We start from the raw sequence: 17,305 nt of genomic DNA, 5'->3' as shown, positions 1-17,305 counted from the left end.
GGAAGGACAGCCATGATCACCTGCTACCTGCGCTATATCGTCGATCCCTACAAACTCAAGGATTTCGAGCACTACGCGAAGCTGTGGATTCCCTTGGTAGAGCGCTTCGGCGGCACGCACCACGGTTACTTCCTGCCGTCCGAGGGGGCCAATAACGTGGCGTTGGCGCTGTTCAGCTTCCCCAGCCTGGCCGAATACGAACGCTATCGTCAGGATTCCTTCGCCGACGCCGAGTGTCAGGCGGCCTTTCGCTACGCCGAAGAGACACGTTGCATCCTCAGCTACGAGCGCAGCTTTTTCCGGCCCGTATTCGACTAGGGCGACGCATGCCTGTGGTGGTGAGCTAAGCGACTCGTCGCCATACGCTGGCCAGCCAGGGTTGCTGGTCGCGAGGCAGGCCGGCGGGGCGGTAGTAGTGCTCCAGCTCGACGAAACCGGCCGCCGTGAGCCGCGCGCGCCAGCGTTCCAGGTCGTGGTAGCTGCCGTAGCGCGGGCCGTTCCAGCCTTCCTGATTCTCGCCGCGCGGGTTGGAGCTGAACAGCACGCCACCGGCCTTGAGCGCCGCATGCAGCTCGCCGAGCACGCGCGGCAGCTCCTGATCGGGCACGTGGAACAGGCTGGCGTTGGCGAAGATGCCGTCGAAATGTCCAGCCGGCAGATCCAGTTCGAGAAAGCTCTGCTGCCACACCTCGCAGCCGCTGTCGGCACGCGCCATGGCGACGAACTCGGCGCAGCCATCGAGGCCGACGGCGGGGTGGCCGAGGCCGCTGAAGGTGCGCAGATCACGCCCCGGGCCACAGCCGAAATCGAGGATGCGCCAGGGCTTTTCGCCCTCGATATGACGCAGCAGCGCGGCGATGTTCTGGCTCACGTCATGGTCGCGCGTGCCCTCGCGAAAATCCTCGGCGCTGCTCTGGTAGTGGGCCAGGGTGAGAGCGCTGATCTGCGTGAGTTCGTCGGGGCTCAGGGGCATGGTGAGGTTCCGGTAAAAGAGCGCATTAAAACCCTTTGGCGGGGCGCACGGCCAGAGGCGGCATGGCCCTTGGTCGGTAGCCAATGAACCTGCGTACCGCTTGCACAGTCCCATTTCCTGAGGGGTGTAGACCGGCTGTCTGCAGCCGGGCGCCCACAATCAAGGAGATAACGCGATGGTTACGCACTACAAAGTCTCTGGCCACCTCGCTTGTGGCTCTCATGGTGAAAAGCTGCCCGCCACCACCGAGCTGGCCAAGGTCAAATGCCGCAATTGCCGCAAGACCGAAGTCTTCACCGAAGCTCGACGTAACTCACGCAATGCCGCGCGCCGTGCCGCCCGCCGCGAGAAGGCTGCCCGCGCCGTCAACGACTGGCGCACTTCCTGGGAGGCGCGTCTGGCTGCCTTGCCAGGCCCGCAGCGTCTGCCGCGTGGTTTCGGCGACCAGGCATTCGTCTAGCCTGGATATTGGCGGGAGGAATGACCTCCCGCATCCGCCCGCGCTGCCAACACCTGTAGGAGCCGCGCCCCGTGGCGAATGGAGCCGGCAACTCACTATTGCGATACGGTCGCATGCGTCTTCGTTCCGGGGCGGCGCTCCTACAGTGACCGAACCAGGCGCGGCACCTAAGGCGCTCGTGTGTGTCTGACGCCCGCGCGCGGTCCAGGGCGCGATCTGCGCAACAGCCTGTTCCCGGGTTTGCCCCGTGGCGGAGCTTTCCCGTAGATTGGCCGGCTTACCTCGTCCGGCACTGGCCGGTTCTGCCTCGAGATTTTCGCCGTGTCCGCTGCCCCTGTTTCCGTTTACCGACTTCCCGGTTTCCTGCCGTTTCTCATCGCTCGCATCGTGGTGGTGTTCGCCGTGCAGATCCAGGCCATTGTGGTGGCCTGGCAGGTCTACGATCTGACGCGTGATCCGCTGTCGCTGGCCTATGTCGGCCTGGCTCAGTTCATCCCCATGCTGGTGCTGCTGATGCCAGCCGGCGACCTCATCGACCGCTACGACCGCAAGCTCATCCTCATGCTCAGCTGGCTGGTCGAAGGCCTGTGTGCGGCGGCGTTGCTGTGGTTGTCGCTGAGCGAAGCGGCCGTCAGTTGGTATTACGCGGTGCTGGTGCTCTACGGCTGCGGCCGCGCCTTCACCGGGCCGGCGCTATCGAGCCTGCTGCCGCAGATCGTGCCGCGCGAGCGCCTGGCCGCGGCCATCGCCGCCAACAGCATGATCATGCGTGGCGCGACCATTTCCGGCCCGGTGATCGGCGGCGGCCTGTATGCCATCGGCGGTGGCGGGCTGACCTATTCGGTGTGCCTGGCCTGCTTCCTTGCTGGCTCCGCACTGCTGCCGCTGGTACCGGTGCGCTACGCGGAAAAGATGCAGGCGCTGGAAGCCACCGCGTGGGCGCGTTTTACCGCGGGCATCCACTTCATCCGCACGCGGCCGATCATCCTCGGCACCATCTCGCTGGACCTGTTCGCCGTGCTGCTTGGAGGCGTGATAGCGCTGCTGCCGATCTACGCCCAGGAAGTGCTGGAAGTCGGGCCGACGGGGCTCGGCCTGCTGCGCAGCGCCATGGCCATCGGCGAAGTGTCGGTCGGTCTGTACCTGAGCATGAAGCCGTTCAACCGCCATGTCGGCCTGGTGATGTTCGGCGCGGTGGCCCTGTTCGGTGTGGCCAACCTGGTGTTCGCCCTGTCCAGCCTGTTCTGGCTGTCCTTCGCCGCACTGGTGGTGGCCGGCGGCGCGGACATGGTGAGCATGTACATCCGTTCCTCGCTGGTGCAGTTCTCCACCCCGGACACCATGCGTGGCCGGGTCAACGCGGTGAACATGCTGTTCATCGGCTCTTCCAACGAGCTCGGCGAATTTCGCGCCGGCACCAGCGCCGCCTGGTTCGGCGTGGTGCCGGCGGCGCTGATCGGCTGCGCCTGCACCCTGACCGTGACTGGCGGCTGGATGCTCGGCTTCAAGAGCCTGCGCAGGGTCGACCGCTTCGAGGATGCGTCGCCGAACAAGGCGGCCTGAGTGCTGGTGTCGCAGCTTGACGTGGTGCGCACAGCGCACCCTACGGGGTAATCGTGTAGGGCGCACCGCCCCCACCCAGCGCCAGATCGGATGCAACCGTAGCCCGGATGAAATCCGGGGAAACCTGCAGCAGAAGACCCCGGATTTCATCCGGGCTACGAAGGTGCATCAGCCCAAGCGCAACAGCGCTCGCAGCTTCAGCCCAAGCACAATGCCAACCAGGCAGAACAGCCCGAACACCCAGCCCGACACCGCGCCGGCCATCACTCCGGACAGCAGCGTGCCTACCGTGCAGCCCAACGCCAGCAGGCTGCCCCAGCCCAGCAGCACGCCACCGAGCAGGCCGCGCAGCCAGTCGCGGGGTGCGCCGCTGCTGGGGCGGAAGTCGCCGGCGGCCAGGGCGCTGGCCCAGGCTGCGATCACCAGGCCGATGACGAACAGGCCGTTGTTCGACAGCAGGGTTTCCTTGACCACTGTGGCGCAGCCGGAAAAGCCATCGAGTCCCTCCAGGCGTGCTGGCAGCCAGCCCAGGCTGTCCGCGCCGGTACGCGCCAGGCTGCCCAGTTCGGCGGTCACCCCCAGTGGCGCGACGCGAAAATAGGCCAGCACCGCCAGCCCACCGATCAGCACACCGCCGACCCAGGTCGGCCAGCGTGCGCCGAACAGCAGCGACCACAGTCCTTGAGCTTCAGTCCTAGAGCCCGTCTGGCGATAACGCAGCAGCCAGGCGGCCAGCGCACCCAGCAGCGCCAGTTGCAGCAGCAGCGAGCTGCCGTAACCAACCCGGCCGGGCAGCCAGAGCACCGGCGCTTCCTGCAGGGCGGCCAGATACAGCGGGTTCCAGCTTAAAAAGCCCAGGGCGAAGCCGAGCAGCGCGCCGCCCAGCGCGGCCAGCGAGGCGAAATTGCCCTCGCCGAGGCGATACAGGTGCGCGCTGATGCACGAGCCGGAAATCGCCATGCCGAGGCCGAACACCGTGGCGGCCAGAGCCAGAACCCAGCTCAGCGGGCCGATATGGGCATCCGGGGGCAGGCGCCCGCCGCTGGGGTCGGGCAGGAAGGCGCCGAACACCGCGTGATAGCCGAGGGTGCCCAGCGCCAGGGCGGCGAGCAGGCCGAGCAGGCCGTCCGGTATGCGGCGTTCGACGAAGTCGCGGGTGACGCAGAAGAAACAGAAGCGCGAACGCTGCAGCAGCAGGCCGAACAGCGTGCCGCTGGCCAGCGAGTAGCTGAAGGCGCGACCTTCGTTGCTGCCGTCGGCCAGCTGCCAGATGAAGGCGAGCAGGGCGATGGTGAGCAGGCCGGACGTAGCGATGGACAGCGTTGCGCGAGGAGTGGCGATACTGGCGGTCATAGGTTGTCCTTGCTGACCGTAATGACGAAAGCGGCCCCGGTGTTTAGGCCGGGGCCGTGTTGTGCGTGACTGACGTTTGTTTTGTAGGAGCGGCTGCGGCCGCGAAACTCGCGGATAAATCCGCTCCTACAGGAGGCATCAGCCTTCATAGCGATGGATCGGTGAGGCGTGATCCACCCTACGCCTGGATCGGTTCAAGACCTTACTTGCCGCCCCAGACGGTGCCCGCCACGTTCACCACCGGCACGCCTACGGCATTGCCGTATTCGGTCCAGGAGCCGTCGTAGTTGCGCACGTCGTAGCCGAGGATTTTCTTCAGGGCGAACCAGGTGTGGCTGGAGCGCTCGCCGATGCGGCAGTAGGTGATGATCGGCTTGCTGCCATCGATACCTACTGCGCTGTAGACCTTCTTCAGCTCTTCAGCCGACTTGAAGGTGCCGTCAGCAGCGACCGCCTGGCCCCAGGGCACGTTCACCGCGCCGGGCACGTGGCCGGCGCGCACGGCCAGCTCCTGCACGCCCTGCGGGGCGAAGACCTTGCCGTTGTATTCGTCCGGCGAGCGGATATCCACCAGTTGCACGTCGCTGCGCTTCTCCGCGGCGGCCAACACGTCTGGCAGGAAGGCGCGCAGATCCTTGTTGGCGGCCTGCACCGTGACGTTGCCAGCCTTCGGCGTGCTGGCGCGGCTGTCCAAAGTACGGCCTTCAGCTTCCCACTTGGCGCGACCGCCATCGAGCAGCTTGACGTTATCCACGCCGTACACGTCGAACACCCAGGCGCCCCAGGCGGCGAACCAGTTGTTGTTGTCGCCGTAGAGAATGGTGGTGCTGTCGTCGTTCACCCCGGCCTTGCGCAGCAGTTGCTGGAAGGCTTCCTGGCTGGCGATGTCGCGGCGTACCGGGTCGACCAGGTCGCTGTGCCAGGCGAAGTTCACCGCGCCGGGGATATGCCCGCGCTCGTAGACGCCGGGCACCACGCTCACTTCGATGATGCGTACCTTGGGATCTTTCAGGTTCTTTTCCAGCCAGTCGGTACTGACCAGATAGTCGCTGGCGGCCTGCGCCGTCAGCGTGTGCAGCAGGGTGGCGGCGGCCAGCAGGCCGGCGCCGAACAGGGTCTTGATAGTCATTGTCGACGACCTCTCTAAGGTTGGCAGATTTCAGGCTAGTCAGCCTTTATCGAAGCGAGATACCGCTTTTTTCTATGCATATTCCCGGTTGAACGCACCTCCCTCAGCCGTACAGCGACGGCTGCGGCCCCTGGCCGCTGAGCAGCCAGTGACCGAGGTCGCGCACCTTGTAGTCGATGGGGTCGTGCAGGCTGTGCACCCGCACGTTGCGCCAGAAGCGGTCGAAGCCGTAACGCGAGCTGGTGGCGCGGGCGCCCATGGCTTCGAAGATCTGGCTGGTGATCTCCAGTGCCGCGCGTACCGCCACCACCTTGGCCTCGCTGATGGCTAGCGCCACCTCGGCACGTTCGGCGGCGGTCAGCGCCGGTTTTTCCCAGGAGCTCTGCAGGCGCTGGGCGGCGTGCTCGGCTAGGGGCAGGGCGCTGCGGTAGCGCAGCCACAGTTCGCCGTAGCGTTGCTGGATAAACGGATCGTCACTGGCATTGGCCACGCCTGATGCCGGCCAGGCGCGGCTGTGCTCGCGGGTGTAGCGCAGCGCTGCATCCAGCGCGCCCTGGGCATTGCCCAGGTAGAGCTGGGTGAGGATCAGCTGTGACAGGCAGGCGCGCAGGGTGGTACGCGGGCTGGGGCCGACCGGGCCGAGCAGCTCGCTGGCGTCGACGAAGACCTGCTCGAACTGCACCGTGCCGCTGTCGGTCTGGCGCTGGCCGAAGCCGTCCCAGTCGCTGTTCACCGCCAACCCCTCGCGCTGGCTGGGCAGGACGATGAACACGCGATCCTCTGGGCTCTTGCCGCGCGGTGCGCTGATCACCAGCGCATCGGCGCCGAGCGCGCCGGAGCAGAACGACTTGCTGCCATTGAGCTCGTAATGCTCCTCACGCGGGCTGAGCTTTAGGCCGGTGTCGCGGCCATTGGTGGCGTTGCCCCAGAACCAGCGCTCCTGCACCGTACGCGTCAACCAGTGACGCTGCTGATCGGGGTTGCCGAATAGCACGATGGTCGCCACCTGCAGGTGCTGGAAGGCGAACAGGTGGGCCAGCGAGCTGTCCACCGCCGCCAGGTAGCGCACGATGCGGTAGATCTCCGGCCAGGCCACGCCCTGGCCGCCGTACTGCTGCGGCACGGCCAGGGTCAGCAGGCCGCTTTCACGAATCAACTCGCGTTCGGCCTGGGCGCTGCCGCCAGCACGATCACGCTCCACCGCGCTGGCCGCCAGGCGCCGGGCCAGGCGTTCGACCTTGGCCGTGCGGCTGCCGAAGTCCACGGGGAACAGGTGCGCGGCGAACAACGGTTCGTCGCGCAGGCTGGGATGCAGGCGGGCCTCGGCGCTCATTGCGGGCTCCAGATGCTCACTTCACGGGCATCCACTGAGGTCGGCAGCAGGCTGGCGCCGTAGAAGGCATCGGCGATCTTCTGCTGCTCGGCGAGGCTGTCTGGCTGTACCAGACGCACCTGGTAGCTGCGTTTGGCGTTGGCTTTCTCGACGATGGCCGGGTCGAGGTTGCCCCACAGCGGGCCGAGGATTTCAGCCGCCTGGCGCGGGTTGGCGCGCAGCCAGTCACCGGTCTTCACCAGCTCGGCGAACACGGTCTGCAGCACCTGCGGGTGGCTCTTGGCGAACTTGGCGCTGGTCAGGTAGTAGCGCTGGTAGTCGGCCAGGCCCTTGCCGTCGGCGAGGATGCGCGTCGGCAACTGCTGCTGCGCGCCGCTGAGGAAGGGCTCCCAGGTGACCCAGGCGTCCACTTTGCGGTTCTCGAAGGCGGCGCGGCCATCGGCCGGGGTCAGGTAGGCGGGTTCGATGTCGCTGAACTTCAGGCCAGCCTTGTTCAGCGCGGCGATCAGCAGGTAGTGCACGCCGGCTGCCTTGGTCACGGCGACCTTCTTGCCCTTGAGGTCGGCCAGGGTTTTGATCGGCGAATCCTCGCGCACGATGATCGCCTGCGCGCTGGGGGAGGGTGCTTCCTGGGCAAAATAGGCGAGGTCGGCACCGGCGGCCTGGGCGAATACCGGCACGGTGTCGGCGACATCGGCAGAGAGATCGATATTGCCGACGTTGAGCGCTTCCAGCAGCGGCTGACCGTTGGGGAATTCGTGCCAGCTGATGGTGATGTCCTGGTCGGCCAGTGCCTTCTCCAGGGTGCCCTGGCTCTTCAGCAGGCTGATCAGCGTGGAGGATTTCTGGTAGCCGATGCGCAGTTGCTCGGCAGCCTCGGTGAGCGGAGCGACGAGCAGACCGATGGCCAGCGAGGCGGCGATCAGTGTGCTGCGTTTGGAATGAGTGTTGGACATGGCGGCTCTCGATACGAACACGTGCCGGCCATGGGATTGCGGCGGATCACGCGTACTTCAGTGTTTAGAAAAAGAAGTCCGGTGATCCGGTGAAGAGAAGCTAGTCGATATAAAAAGCAGTTGTTAAATAATTTTTAGGAATTAGCTAAGGCCAGTTTGTCAGGCGCGGCGGGGGCTCTGTGCGGGCTGGCGAAGCAAGCCGTCAGAAGTGGCTCGCAGGATTCGCGGATGAATCGGCTCCTACGGACCGAATTGCATCGGGATCAGGCTTATATTCTTTTTAGTTACTACAAAGTGAAAAATAATTCTTTTTAGGGATTAGTGTGTATTCCGTAGATTAGCCACCAGCCGACAGCGGACCACCGCATCGGGCCCGAATCAGGGGCTCTTAGAACCTGTTCACGGTCTCGCGAGCTAGAGTCAGGCAAGGCGAAATCAGGCGAAAAAGCGCAGTTTACGAGCTGTAAATGAGCATTTTGAGCCTGGTTTCAACGCAGCATGGCCGACGCGCAGCAGATCGTGACCAGGTTCGTATGCCAATCCGCCGAGACCAGCGCCATGTCCGCTGTCCTGCCGAGCCCCTGTGCAGTGCCAACCCCAGAACAGCACACAAAGCACTTGGAGCATCGAGCATGAAAAAATCCACCCTGGCCTTGGCCGTCACGCTGGCCGCCATCGCCAACCAGGCCACCGCCGCCGGTTTCATCGAAGACAGCAAGGCCAGCATCGGCCTGCGCAATTTCTATTACGACCTGAACAACAAGAACACCGCCAACAACAACGGCGAGGCGCAAGAGTGGGGTCAGGGTTTCATCTTCAACTACAGCTCCGGTTTCACCCAGGGCACCGTCGGTTTCGGCCTCGACGCCATCGGCCTGCTTGGCGTGAAGCTGGACTCCGGCGGCACCGCAAGCAAGGCCGGCCGTGATCGCACCCCAGGCCAGCTGTTCCCGCTCGACAGCGACGGCAGCGCCGTGGACGACTACAGCAAGGCCGGCGTGACCGCCAAGGTGCGCCTGTCCAAGACCGAGGCGCGCCTCGGCACCCTGCTGCCGAAGCTGCCGGTGGTGACCTTCAACGACGGCCGCCTGCTGCCGCAGACCTTCGAGGGCGGGCAGATCACCTCCAACGAGATCGACGGCCTGACCCTGACCGCCGGCCAGTTGGAAAGCACCAAGACTCGTAGCTCCACCGACGACATCTCTCTGCGTATCGCCGGCGCCACCGGTGACGCCGACACCAACAAGTTCTACTTCGCCGGTGGTGACTACAAGCTGACCAAGGACCTGACGCTGCAGTACTACTACGGCAACCTTGAAGACTTCTACAAACAGCACTTCCTCGGCCTGGTGCACAACTGGGCGATCGGCCCGGGTTCGCTTAAGACCGATCTGCGCTACTTCGACAGTGGCTCCGACGGCAAGAACGGCAGCGCCTCCGGCCGTGCCGATGGCTACCGCAGCGCCGGCTACTGGCGTGCTGGCGACAGCAGCACCGGCGAGGTCGACAACCAGACCTGGAGCGCGCTGTTCACCTACACCCTGGGCAGCCACTTCGCCAGCCTGGGCTACCAGCAGGTCGAAGGCGACAGCGCCTTCCCCTTCCTCAACCAGGGCGGCGGCAGCTCGTCCTACCTGATCACCGACCGCCAGATCGGCAAGTTCCAGAACGCCGGCGAGCGCACCTGGCTGGCCGAGTACGGCTATGACTTCACCAAACTCGGCGTCCCGGGCCTGAAGGCCAGCGTCGCTTACCTCAAGGGTGACAACGTCGACTCCGCCAACGGTGACCTGAAAGAGTGGGAGCGCGACTTCCGCCTCGACTACACCCTGCAGGACGGCCCGCTGAAAGGCCTCGGCGTGTCCTGGCGCAACGCGACCCAGCGCGGCAACGTCACCACCGACGCCGACGAAAACCGCCTGATCCTGAGTTACACCCTGACCCTGCTGTAACCCAAGTTGTGACATCTCCTGACCGGCCCGCCAACGGGCCGGAAGGCCATATATCCACGAGGAGATGACCATGAAGAAGAATGCCTTGCGTGTTGGCCTGGCGGCGCTGTTCGCCGCCTGGTTGCCAGCCGCCGTACATGCCGCACCACCGAAAGAAGTCCGCCTGGACTACGCCTACTACGCCCCCACCAGCCTGGTGCTCAAGCAGCAGGGCTTGTTGGAAAAAGCCCTCGCGCCGCAGGGCATCGCCGTCAAATGGACATTCAGCCAGGGCAGCAACCGCTCGCTGGAATACCTCAACGGAGGTAGCACCGATTTCGCCTCCACTGCCGGCCTGGCCGCCGTGCTCAGCCGCGCCAACGGCGCGCCGATCAACACCGTCTACGTCGCCAGCCGCCCGGAGTGGACAGCGCTGGTGGTGCCCAAGGACTCGCCCGTCCAGTCGCTGGCCGACCTCAAGGGTAAAAAGGTCGCCGCCACCAAGGGCACCGACCCTTTCCTGTTCCTCCTGCAAAGCCTGCAGAAGGCCGGGCTGGACAAGAACGACGTGGAGATCGTCCACCTGCAACACCCGGACGGTCGCGTCGCCCTGGAGCGCGGCGACGTGCAGGCCTGGGCCGGGCTCGACCCGCTGATGGCGGCCAGCGAGCTGCAGGCTGGTTCGCGCCTGCTGTACCGCAATCGTGACTTCAACAGCTACAGCGTGCTCAGCGTCACCGAAAAGTTCGCCAAGGAGCAGCCCGAGCTGATCAAGCAGGTGATCGCCGCTTATGAGCAGGCGCGCCAGTGGGCCATCGCCAACCCCGATGCCCTGGCCCAGTTGCTCGCCGACGAAGCCAAACTGCCGCTGGAAGTGGCCAAGCTGCAACTGTCGCGCACCGACTTCAGCAACCCGCAGCCGGGCGCCGAACACATCAAGGCGCTGAAAGCCTCTGCACCCATCCTGCTCGACGAGCAACTGGTGCGTCCGGGCACCGACGTCGCTCAGGTGGTCGACCAACTGATCCAGCCGCAACTGGCCGCTCAGGTGATCGGCAGCAACGTGGCCAAGGCGGGGAACTGACCGATGGGCGCGCTCAACCTCGTCATCGGTCGCTGGGCCGAACGGCTTCCAGGCTGGCGGCCGGCACTGACCGACCTGCGTGGTTGGGTGGTGCCCCTGCTGATTCTGGCTCTGCTGGAAGCCCTGGTGCGCAGCGGCGTATTGCCCGCGCACCAGATGCCTGCGCCGAGCCAGGTGGCGCAAACCCTATACCTGCTGGCGCAGAGTGGCGAGCTGTGGCGGCATCTGAACGCCAGCCTGCTGCGCGTCGGCGCCGGTTTTGCCATCGGCGCCGCGCTGGCCATCGTCATCGGCACCTGGGTGGGCCTCAGTCGTCGCGCTGAGGCCTATCTGGAGCCGACCTTCCAGGCGCTGCGGGCCATCCCGAGCCTGGCCTGGGTGCCGCTGCTGCTGCTCTGGTTGGGCATCGACGAAACGCCGAAAATCGTGCTGATCGCCCTCGGCGCCTTCTTCCCGGTGTACCTGGCGCTGCTCGCCGGCATCCGCAACATCGACCGCAAGCTGGTGGAGGTGGGCCAGCTCTACGGCCTGTCGCCGATGGCGCTGGTGCGCCGCATTCTGCTGCCGGCTGCGCTGCCGAGCCTGTTCACCGGCTTGCGCGGGGCGCTCAGCCTGAGCTGGATGTTCCTCGTCGCCGCCGAACTGATCGCCGCCACCCGTGGCCTCGGCTACCTGCTCAGCGACGGTCGGGAAACCTCGCGGCCGGATCTGGTGATCGCCGCGATCCTGCTGCTGGCGCTGTTCGGCAAACTCAGCGACAGCCTGCTCAAGGCCTGGGAAACCCGCGCCCTGCGCTGGCGCGACAGTTACCAGGGTGGGGAGGGCGAAGCATGAGTGCGCTGCTGAAACTGCAGAATATCCACAAGGCCTTCGCTGACGTGCGCGTGCTCGAAGACGTCAGCCTGAGCCTGGCCGCCGGCGAAGTAGTGAGCCTGCTCGGCCCCTCCGGCTGCGGCAAGAGCACCCTGCTGCGCATCGCCGCCGGGCTGGATCAGGACTATCAGGGCGGGCTGGAACTCAACCCGCTGCTCAACTTCGGGCGTGGCAGCGGCATCGGCGTGGTGTTCCAGGAACCCCGGCTGATGCCCTGGCTCAGCGTGGCGCAGAACGTCGGCTTCGCCGATGGCTGGGTGGCGGATGATAAATGGGTGGAACAATTGCTCCGCGACGTCGGCTTGCACGGGCGTGGCGAGGCGTTGCCCAAACACCTATCCGGCGGTCAGGCACAACGCGTGGCCATTGCCCGTGCGCTGTACGGCAAACCGCAGGTGCTGCTGCTGGATGAGCCCTTCAGCGCGGTGGACGCCTTCACCCGCATGAAGCTGCAGGATCTGGTGGTGGAGCTGGCTGCCCGCTACGAAATCGCCGTGCTGCTGGTCACCCATGACCTCGACGAAGCCTTTTATCTAAGCGACCGCGTGCTGATCCTCGGCGGCACGCCAAGCCGCCTGCAACGCGAACTGGCCGTGCCCCTGGCCCGCCCCCGCGACCGCCGCTCGGCCGAACTGGCCTACCTGCGCGGCGAGGCCCTGACCGAGCTGTACCAGTCGCACGTGCTGTAAACGAACTCTTCAAGGTGGAGTACTTTTTCGGGCCGTAAGGCCCGATTTTTTTGCCCGCGCCGCACGCGCAGGCTTTTGTAGCCCGGATGAAATCCGGGGGCTTTATCAGGGCGAGGCTCAGAGGTTATGGCGGGTATGAAACCGAACGTGTCATTCGGCTGAAGGCGCTCTACCCAGGCTACATGCTGACGTAGGGCGGCCTCGCTCGCGAAGCGAGCAGCCCGCCAGGCCGTGCTGAGATTAGATCCTGCGCCCGACACATCATCGGCGTACTGCTTCCGAACGGCCGGCGTCCCGGTACGCCCTACGCGCTGACGTGTTGATTTCGCCCTGCCGGGCGAGTCACTTTTGTCTTGGCAAAAGTAACCAAAACCGCCCGCCCCGCCATCCGGCCCCGGCTTCGCCGGGGTTCGTTCGCTCCATCGTCGCTCCAGAGGCCCGCTGCGAAGGGCCATCCCTGGCCCATCGCAGCTCTCGCGGCATCCATGCCGCTCAACCTCTTCCGCGACGATTCCGCTCACCCTCCTGAAGGGGCTACTCGCGCGCATGATGCATCGGCGTTCTTATCCTAGGGTGCGCCATGCGCACCGAATTTTTTATGCTCTGTTGGTTGCAAGTGCAGTAAATAAATCTGTCCTCTTTGGGGCACTGCCTGGACTCCTTGCTATTAGGAGCTAAAGTATCTGCAATGCTTTAAATAACCCCCTATGAACAACGACCCTTTCATTATAATTTAATCTTGCTTCTCTGTTTTGATAGCGAAAAACATAACGTCCTCCGCGAGGGCTGTTTCCGATGACGCTGAATAGGAAAAGAATTTGTAGAACAAATTTTACGTTTCGCTCTTGGATGAATCCTTGTTCTACACGCTGTTGATATGCCTGCTCGAATTCCGGGATGGAAAAATTCCATTTTCTTAACTGTGAAATTGTGTCAAAGGTGTTGGAGATGTCAGGTAAGATAGCAAATAATTCATCAGTTAATTCTTGTCTCAAGTAGTTTGAGAAAGCTTTGTCGACGTATCTCACAACGGTTGGTCCAATCTGGACGTTTGATTCTATTGCATGCTGTGCGCAATTTTGGAGGTAAAGGACAAAGTCTCGTGGGCGTATTAAAGTACTTCGACAGATGAATTCAAAAGTGGATATCTTGCTTTTTTGTCTGTTCGATCCTACGCCAATTCGGCGCGCTCCAAATACTCGACCCCAAGCTGCATCAAATGGGAGAATGTTCTTGCAGTCTTGGTCAATTGCCCTTGATATACGAAAAGCAATGAGGCGTTTGATTTTTTCTACATCCCAGTTTAGGTCGACCCTGAAATCTCCCCATTTGTTTTTGTCAGAGTCCTTTACTAGGTCGTATATGTCGTCACGCAGGAACACAATCGGCAGGATTTTGGCGCCTCCTCCACCAAAAATACTCCTAATGTCTTGGACTGCTTTGAAAAGACTTGTTATTAATGCTGTGTATTGTTCGAACTGTTCTTCTGCAACAATGTCTCTGTAGTCTTCATCAAGTTCGTCAAAGAGGATGTAGTATTTGCTTTCGCTAACATGATTTAGCAATAGATCTTCTAGGTAGTCTACGTTCTTTATCCAGTTGGTTGGCTCGTGAGTGTCTTCGCTTCTGGTTATCTTTAATGATAATCCAAAAAGCGAAAAGCCAAAGTCTTTGCTTACCCAGCGCCCTATCCTACGGCTCAGTGGTGCCTTGTCATCATATATTTTAGATAGCTGCTCCCTGATTTCTAAATCAACGGAATTGTCTTTTAGCATCAGTCTGCAAATTGAGCTGTATATTAGGTATTTCCAGATGGTAATAAATTGATTTGGTTTGGTGTATTTTGCATTTTTATGGTCGTATAGCTCATTGAATGGGAAGTTTTTAAAGCTGAGCTTTTCAGAAAATACATCATGGCTCGATAACGCACTAAAGTGCTCGCATATGGCTGTTTTTCCTGAACCCTTTCTGCCGATTACGAAACATTTTTCTCCTTGGGAGATTTGATCTACTTCCCTGACATGCCAAAAATATCGAGTGTTGTCTTCGCTTTTTGCTTCCCTTTTCCAGCGAGATATTTCAGAAAGTAATGCGTTGTTGGCTGCGTCTGTGTCTAATTCTTCTATTTCTTCGGATTCTAAGGTTTCATCAGTTATTTGCTCTGAGTCTTGGAGTTGCTCATGGCTGTTGTTGTATGGAACTCTTGATGAGCCGTTATCTTTCAGTGGGGGGTAGTGAGGAGGCGCTATTAATTTCGCATTGACTGCTTGTCTTTTCTTTTCGCTGGTATCTATTTCGAACTCTACTTGGCATCCAGCGCTGAGCTCCAAAGGATTTGTAGCGTGAGTGATATGTAAAAATATATCTGAAGAGTCGTCAGGTATTTTAATGAACCCGTACGCTTTTTTGTTTAGCCAACCTTTAAAAATTCCTTGAGTGCTCATTTGGGCTTTCCTGTATGTTTGCGTAAAGGTTCTTTGAAAACGAGGTGGTTACGGTTTTATGGTGGCGCTTTCTAGAAAGTGCTTCAAGTTTTAGTAATAACTAACTGTCAACAATAATTATTTTGCGATCCCAGGAACTGTGTCTGCCTGAAGGGAAAGACCTGCGGCCTGAGAATTTCCGAGTTGTGATACTTAGGTTAGTGATCCGATCTAATTCAAATCGACGCCATTCGGGCAGTGGGCCTCCGGATCTGCTGGAACCACCTATTTGGTAACCAAGCAATTGGAGAGAGCCCCCGTTTACACCTAGTATATGAGGCTCCACATGGCGAGAGTGCCCGCCGTAGTTAAAAGTCACTACAGATTTTTCACGGATGGCACGTTCAATAATTTGCTGATTCATAAAAGTTCCTTCTTTGTCTAGTGTTTCCTAACGATTAATTAGGAGACATAAAGCAGCATTCCCTGCGAAACCTGTTACACAACCTTCTTGTCGTCCCGCAGACCCTTGTTTCGCTTGGTGGTGGCCGCAGTACCAAGGTAGAAAACAACAGTAATGGCAACAAGCCTAATCCGCTGGATCGCATCACCAGCAGAACCAAGCCAGAACCTAGTCCATCCATCGGCACACTGTCCATGTTCCGTTGGCAAAATGCCATGCCAGTGGTTTGCCGTTGGAGAAACGGCGATCCAGACCTTCCCAAACCCACCCACAAATTCTGTGAACACCACTGTGGATAACCTTTGCAAAAAGCGCTTCGCGCCTAGCATCCAAGCGGGTCACGGCAGGCCGTTCAATTTTTGTCCAATGACGTTGTACTGGCGTTATCGCCAGGCGGAATATCGCTTTTAATCAATCACTTGGCTCGGGTTTTCAACTGCTGAGCTGGGCGGGGGCGTGTTGCCGGGTGTCGTGCACAAAATCTGGGGAAAGTGCTGTGGATAAGATGCGGGAAAACTCTTCCAGCCCAGGTGGGGTAAGGGCTGCCTGGAGCTGGTGATTTTTCGTTCGGGGTCACGCGGTTGTCATGTTTCGCAGCTATAGTGGCCGGTCGATTTCAGTTGCTGGAGCCCTTCGATGTCCGAGTCCCCCGAGCGTCCCGCCCCGGTCAGTTTGCTGCAGGCGTTCTGGTTCTGGCTGAAGCTGGGGTTGATCAGCTTCGGCGGGCCGGCCGGGCAGATTTCAATCATGCATCAGGAGTTGGTGGAGAAGCGCCGCTGGTTGTCCGAGCGGCGCTTTCTGCATGCGCTGAACTACTGCATGTTGCTGCCCGGGCCGGAGGCGCAGCAGTTGGCGACTTATATCGGCTGGTTGATGCACCGCACCTGGGGCGGGGTGATCGCCGGGGCGCTGTTCGTGCTGCCGTCGCTGTTGATCCTGATCGCGCTGTCCTGGGTCTATCTTGTGTTCGGCGATGTGCCGCTGGTGGCGGGGATCTTCTATGGCATCAAGCCGGCGGTGACGGCCATCGTGCTGCAGGCGGCCTGGCGCATCGGCGGTCGGGTGTTGAAGAACATCTGGCTGTGGGCCATCGCGGCGGCGGCCTTCGTGGCCATCTTCGCCCTGCAGCTGCCGTTCCCGCTGATCGTGCTGGGCGCCGCGCTGGTGGGCTACATCGGTGGGCGACTGGCGCCGCAGCACTTCGCGGTCGGTGGTGGCCATGGCGAGAAGGTCGGGGCGCATGCGCCGGCATTGATCGATGACGAGACGCGCCTGGCGCACACGCACCTTCGCTCCAGCCGCCTGGCGCTGATCCTGCTGGTCGGCGCGCTGCTCTGGCTGTTGCCGATGGGCCTGCTAACCCTGGCGTTCGGCTGGCAGGGCACACTGACGCAGATGGGCTGGTTCTTCACCAAGGCGGCGTTGCTGACCTTCGGCGGCGCCTATGCGGTATTGCCCTATGTGTATCAGGGCGCAGTGGGTCACTACGGCTGGCTGACGCCGACGCAGATGATCGATGGCCTGGCGCTGGGTGAAACCACGCCGGGGCCGCTGATCATGGTGGTGGCTTTCGTCGCCTTCGTTGGTGCCTTTGGCCAGCCGGTGTTCGGTGGCGATTCGGCCTTCGCCAGTGGCGCGTTGGCGGCGGTGCTGGTCACCTGGTTCACCTTTCTGCCGTCGTTTCTGTTCATCCTCGCCGGCGGGCCGCTGGTGGAGTCGACCCACGGTCAGTTGAAGTTCACAGCGCCGCTGACCGGGATCACCGCTGCGGTGGTCGGGGTGATCCTCAACCTGGCGCTGTTCTTCGGTTATCACGTGCTCTGGCCAGAGGGCTTCGCCGGTACGTTCGATTGGGTGTCGGCGTTGATTACCCTCGGTGCGGGCGTGGCGTTGCTGGGCTTCAAGCGTGGGGTGATTGAGACGCTGGTGGCCTGTGCACTGGTGGGCTTGGCGGTTCGGTTGTTGGGTTGAGTGGTTGGGCTTGCGAGCGCTTGGTGGGTTACGCGGCGCTTGAGGTGGGTGCGCGGCTGTTTGAGCGGTGTTTTGCGCCGCTAACCCACCCTACGGGAGCGCGC

At 61.8% G+C, this 17,305-nt stretch carries 15 protein-coding genes; 8 read left to right on the top strand and 7 right to left on the bottom strand.

Translation table 11 applies throughout. The annotated features are described in order from the left end of the window. Nucleotides 1-12 precede the first annotated feature (12 nt). Entirely contained in the window at nucleotides 13-318 is a 306-nt protein-coding gene (locus BLT86_RS17845) for an NIPSNAP family protein (RefSeq protein WP_017676026.1), read from the top strand. Between the two features lie 25 nt (nucleotides 319-343). Here BLT86_RS17845 and BLT86_RS17840 read toward each other — a convergent pair whose 3' ends face one another. Beyond that, the gene (locus BLT86_RS17840) at nucleotides 344-973 is read right to left on the bottom strand and encodes a class I SAM-dependent methyltransferase (RefSeq protein ID WP_092378610.1); all 630 of its coding nucleotides are present in this window, start codon (nucleotides 971-973) and stop codon (nucleotides 344-346) included. A 175-nt stretch (nucleotides 974-1,148) separates the two neighbouring features. Here BLT86_RS17840 and BLT86_RS17835 point away from each other — a divergent pair, with 175 nt between their 5' ends. Further along, nucleotides 1,149-1,433 (top strand): hypothetical protein, encoded by a 285-nt coding sequence (locus tag BLT86_RS17835; RefSeq protein WP_017676024.1) that lies wholly within the window; start codon nucleotides 1,149-1,151, stop codon nucleotides 1,431-1,433. A 321-nt stretch (nucleotides 1,434-1,754) separates the two neighbouring features. After that, the gene (locus tag BLT86_RS17830; RefSeq protein ID WP_017676023.1) at nucleotides 1,755-2,996 is read left to right on the top strand and encodes an MFS transporter; all 1,242 of its coding nucleotides are present in this window, start codon (nucleotides 1,755-1,757) and stop codon (nucleotides 2,994-2,996) included. A 168-nt stretch (nucleotides 2,997-3,164) separates the two neighbouring features. Here BLT86_RS17830 and BLT86_RS17825 read toward each other — a convergent pair whose 3' ends face one another. The 4 genes from BLT86_RS17825 to BLT86_RS17810 form a co-directional block, all read right to left on the bottom strand. Continuing rightward, on the bottom strand, nucleotides 3,165-4,349 hold the full coding sequence (locus tag BLT86_RS17825; protein WP_055985334.1) for a YeeE/YedE thiosulfate transporter family protein: 1,185 nt from the start codon (nucleotides 4,347-4,349) through the stop codon (nucleotides 3,165-3,167). Nucleotides 4,350-4,551: 202 nt separating this feature from the next. Further along, nucleotides 4,552-5,478 (bottom strand): sulfurtransferase, encoded by a 927-nt coding sequence (locus tag BLT86_RS17820; RefSeq protein WP_055985329.1) that lies wholly within the window; start codon nucleotides 5,476-5,478, stop codon nucleotides 4,552-4,554. A gap of 103 nt (nucleotides 5,479-5,581) precedes the next feature. Continuing rightward, nucleotides 5,582-6,811 carry an acyl-CoA dehydrogenase family protein gene (locus BLT86_RS17815; protein WP_055985326.1) on the bottom strand — a complete coding sequence of 410 codons (1,230 nt, stop codon included), beginning with the start codon at nucleotides 6,809-6,811 and terminating at the stop codon, nucleotides 5,582-5,584. Further along, nucleotides 6,808-7,767 (bottom strand): aliphatic sulfonate ABC transporter substrate-binding protein, encoded by a 960-nt coding sequence (locus tag BLT86_RS17810; RefSeq protein WP_045735781.1) that lies wholly within the window; start codon nucleotides 7,765-7,767, stop codon nucleotides 6,808-6,810. Before BLT86_RS17810 ends, BLT86_RS17815 begins: the two co-directional genes overlap by 4 nt. A 632-nt stretch (nucleotides 7,768-8,399) precedes the next feature. Here BLT86_RS17810 and BLT86_RS17805 point away from each other — a divergent pair. The 4 genes from BLT86_RS17805 to BLT86_RS17790 all read left to right on the top strand — a co-directional run bounded on the left by BLT86_RS17805 (nucleotide 8,400) and on the right by BLT86_RS17790 (nucleotide 12,344). Next, nucleotides 8,400-9,719 (top strand): OprD family porin, encoded by a 1,320-nt coding sequence (locus BLT86_RS17805; protein ID WP_055985319.1) that lies wholly within the window; start codon nucleotides 8,400-8,402, stop codon nucleotides 9,717-9,719. A gap of 70 nt (nucleotides 9,720-9,789) precedes the next feature. Beyond that, entirely contained in the window at nucleotides 9,790-10,782 is a 993-nt protein-coding gene (locus BLT86_RS17800; protein WP_055985316.1) for an aliphatic sulfonate ABC transporter substrate-binding protein, read from the top strand. A 3-nt stretch (nucleotides 10,783-10,785) separates the two neighbouring features. After that, the gene (locus BLT86_RS17795) at nucleotides 10,786-11,616 is read left to right on the top strand and encodes an ABC transporter permease (RefSeq protein WP_055985313.1); all 831 of its coding nucleotides are present in this window, start codon (nucleotides 10,786-10,788) and stop codon (nucleotides 11,614-11,616) included. Continuing rightward, complete coding sequence (locus BLT86_RS17790; protein WP_055985310.1) at nucleotides 11,613-12,344, top strand: ABC transporter ATP-binding protein; 732 nt, start codon at nucleotides 11,613-11,615, stop codon at nucleotides 12,342-12,344. The genes BLT86_RS17795 and BLT86_RS17790 overlap by 4 nt, the downstream gene beginning before the upstream one ends. 674 nt (nucleotides 12,345-13,018) lie before the next feature. Here the strand turns inward: BLT86_RS17790 and BLT86_RS17785 are convergent. Next, nucleotides 13,019-14,788, bottom strand: coding sequence for a cold-shock protein (locus BLT86_RS17785; protein WP_092378607.1), 1,770 nt, complete (start codon nucleotides 14,786-14,788; stop codon nucleotides 13,019-13,021). A gap of 100 nt (nucleotides 14,789-14,888) precedes the next feature. Further along, the gene (locus BLT86_RS26475; protein ID WP_082469371.1) at nucleotides 14,889-15,191 is read right to left on the bottom strand and encodes a WYL domain-containing protein; all 303 of its coding nucleotides are present in this window, start codon (nucleotides 15,189-15,191) and stop codon (nucleotides 14,889-14,891) included. Between the two features lie 675 nt (nucleotides 15,192-15,866). Here BLT86_RS26475 and chrA point away from each other — a divergent pair. Beyond that, entirely contained in the window at nucleotides 15,867-17,201 is a 1,335-nt protein-coding gene (gene chrA / locus BLT86_RS17775; RefSeq protein WP_055985306.1) for a chromate efflux transporter, read from the top strand. Nucleotides 17,202-17,305: the final 104 nt, after the last annotated feature.

Source organism: Pseudomonas sihuiensis (assembly GCF_900106015.1).
GTDB lineage: Bacteria > Pseudomonadota > Gammaproteobacteria > Pseudomonadales > Pseudomonadaceae > Aquipseudomonas > Aquipseudomonas sihuiensis.
Note: the sequence above shows the minus strand (reverse complement) of the source record. Positions and strands in the feature narration are given on the sequence as shown.